Source organism: Chitinophagaceae bacterium (genome assembly GCA_030053935.1).
Classification (GTDB): Bacteria; Bacteroidota; Bacteroidia; order Cytophagales; family JASGCU01; genus JASGCU01.
The window spans coordinates 1-3,413 of the sequence record JASGCU010000141.1; the positions used below are offsets into that span (position 1 = coordinate 1).

Consider the following 3,413-nt stretch of genomic DNA (forward strand, 5'->3'; position numbering starts at 1 on the left):
TCTCCATTTGGATATACAAAAGAATTGGCTGGCAATTTTTCTGTATAGGCTAATTCATAACCTTGAACTCTTTTCATCGGTGAGCCTTTTCCATCGCTCTCAAATAATTGCGGTAAAATAAAAGCCACCACATCGGCAAATTTATTTGAATGATTTATAAACTTTAAAGCTAAATGTCCTCGTAGTCCAAAAGGTGGATTATCTATAACAATATATTTTTTATTTTTATCTTTTGGTGAATAATCTAAATAATTTTGTTTTATAATATGTTTATTTTTTGGATCAATATCAAGACCTATACTATTTTCTGGTAAAATATTTAAAAAATTACCACAGCCAGCAGAGGGTTCTATAAAATTATAATCTAAAATATTTATCTTTAAATCTTTCATACCTTTTTTAAAAGTAGTAAAACATTTTTTTGCCACATCTTGTTTTGTATAATATTGATCTTTTTCTTTTACAGAAAAATCTTCCGTATTTATTTCTGATTTTAAATCAAGTAATCTTAAAAAGTCTGCTCTATAATTTTCTGGAACTTCTTTTTTCTCATACCAACGAGAAACTGTTCCTTTATGTAATCCAAGATTAAAAGCCACCCCTTCAATAGAATTGAATTTTTTTAACGATAGATTAAATAGATTTATAGTATTCATGTATTTTAATAAAAAATTTTTATAAATACATTATAACATATTTAAAAAATGTTTTAATTTGAAAAAAAAGTTATTATAGTATATAATCTATTAATTATTATAAAAATAAAACAAAACATATGTCTAGAGATTATCCATTAAATAAAGTTCGTAATTTTGGAGTTATTGCTCATATAGATGCCGGCAAGACTACCACATCAGAAAGAATACTCTTTTACACTGGAGTATCTCATAAAATAGGTGAAGTTCATGAAGGAGATACTGTGATGGATTGAATGGAACAAGAAAGAGAAAGAGGTATAACTATTACAAGTGCTGCAACTACTGCTTTTTGAAATCCATCTTATATGCCAAAAACAGATGAAAGTAAAAAGTGTAGATTTAATATTATAGACACTCCAGGGCATATTGATTTTACTATAGAAGTAAAAAGATCTCTTAGAGTATTAGACGGAGCCGTAGTAGTATTTGATTCTGTAGCTGGAGTAGAGCCACAATCTGAAACAAATTGAAGATATGCAAATGATGCAAATGTACCAAGAATTTGTTTTATAAATAAATTGGATAGAACAGGTGGTAATTATGATAAATCATTTTTATCTATTTTAGATAGATTGTCTAAAAAAGCTGTGAAAATGCAAATGCCTATAGGCGAAGAAGGGAATTTTTCAGCTATTATAGATTTACTTAATTTTACATATGTAACTTTTGAAGGAGATAAAGGTAAAGATATTATAGTATCAGAAATACCAAGTGAATATTTAGAAGAAGCCAAAAAGAGAAGAGGTGAAATGATAGAAAAAATAGTAGAAACAGCCGATGATGCTATGACAAAATATTTAGAAGCATATGATTTTTCTGTATCAGAATTGAAAGCAATAATTAGAAAATCAGTTATCAATAATCAATTATTTCCTGTATATTGTGGATCTGCTTTAAAAAATAAAGGAGTTCAATTAGTATTGGATGCAGTAATAGACTTTTTACCATCTCCAGTAGATATAGCAAAACCAAAAGGTATAGATACTAGAACAGGCGAAAGTATAGAATTGGATGTTGCAGATACATCTCCACTTGCTGCTCTTGCTTTTAAATTACAATCCGATCCATATGTAGGACAATTAACTTTTGTTAGAGTTTATGCTGGTACACTTTCGGCTGGCAGTTATATATACAATGCCACAAAAGACAAAAAAGAAAGAGTTGGTCGTATATTGAGAATGCATGCAAATCAAAGAGAAGAAGTAAAAGAAGTTTATGCAGGAGAAATAGCGGCTGTAGTTGGGCTTAAAGACACTGTAACAAGTGATACTTTATGTAATGAAGATCATCCTGTTGTTTTAGAGAGAATAGTTATACCAGAATCTGTAATCTCTATGAAAATAGAGCCAAAAACTAAAGCGGACCAAGAGAAAATGGGTATTGCTTTGTCTAGATTAGCTATTGAAGACCCCACTTTTAGAGTTTCTAGTGATAGTGATACCAATGAAACTATTATTTCTGGTATGGGAGAATTACATTTAGATATTATAGTAGATAGAATGAAAAGGGAATTTAATGTAGAAGCTAATACAGGCAAACCACAAGTAGCTTATAGAGAAACAATTCGTGGAGAAGCGGAAGGTGTTGGTAAATATATTAAACAATCTGGTGGTAGAGGACATTATGGGCATGTAGAAATAAAAATTAAGCCAATAGATTACACTATAAAAACTGAAGATTTACCAAAAAATGTTAAGAGATATGATCATTTTGAATTTATCAATTCAATAAAAGGTGGTGTTATTCCTCAAGAGTTTATACCGGCTGTAGAAAAAGGATTAAGAGAAGCTATGGATAGAGGAGTTTTAGCTGGATTTAAAATGGTAGATATATCTTGTGAATTGTTATTTGGTTCTTATCATGATGTGGATTCTGATGAAATATCTTTTAAAATAGCCGCCGCATATGCTTTACAAGATGCAGTAGCAAAAGCAAAACCTGCTATATTAGAGCCTATTATGAAAGTGGAAGTGGTAACTCCAGATAAGTTTTACGGTGATGTTACCGGAAATTTATCCAGTAAAAGAGGCCAAATAGAAGGTATGGATGAAAGAGGTATGGATAAAGTTGTTAAAGCAAAAGTGCCTTTGTCGGAAATGTTTGGTTATACTACAAATTTGAGAAGTATGACAGAAGGTAGAGCTCAATCTACTATGGAGTTTTCTCATTATGATGTAGTTCCACAAAATATAGTAAAAGAAATACAAGAAAAGAAGAAATAATTTTTTAGCAGATTAAAACGACAAGATTAAAACAAAAACAGATAATAAAATTATCTGTTTTTGTTTCGGTATCTTTAAAAAGAAATAATAAAAGTTTTTTAATTTAAGTTAAGATATTAGAGATTAAAGTTTTTCTATTATTCCAGTATTTAAGTCTATATTTATTTTGTCATTATCTTTAAATAATTTAGTAATCTGCTTAACATTAATTATACAAGGTATTTTATATTCTCTCATATGTATAGCAGCATGAGATAAAGTCCCACCATGCTCACATATTATTGCTTTGACTCCTTTTAGTAAATGAAAATGAGTAGGCTCTATCATTGGTATAATTAAGATATGATTATCTCTGGTTTTATTTTGTATTTCTAACTCTTCTTTATTTTTATAAATATATACTTCTCCATTTATTTTGTCTTTACCATAAATTGTCTCTCCTTGCACACTTTCACTATTCATATTTTCTTCCAAAATGTGTATATTATATTTT

2 protein-coding genes and 1 pseudogene are annotated in these 3,413 nt (G+C 28.9%); 1 reads left to right on the plus strand and 2 read right to left on the minus strand.

Features of this window, described 5'->3' with window-relative positions:
* Positions 1-656 (minus strand): hypothetical protein (locus tag QM536_09640; GenBank protein MDI9357272.1); only part of this gene is annotated, 656 nt, incomplete at its 3' end.
* A gap of 119 nt (positions 657-775) precedes the next feature.
* On the opposite strand from QM536_09640, the pseudogene fusA reads away from it, so the two are divergent.
* Positions 776-2,920: pseudogene (fusA, locus tag QM536_09645) on the plus strand (elongation factor G).
* Positions 2,921-3,043: 123 nt separating this feature from the next.
* Here fusA and QM536_09650 read toward each other — a convergent pair.
* Positions 3,044-3,413, minus strand: a 370-nt coding sequence (locus QM536_09650) for a PEP-utilizing enzyme (GenBank protein MDI9357273.1), incomplete at its 5' end; no start/stop codon positions are given.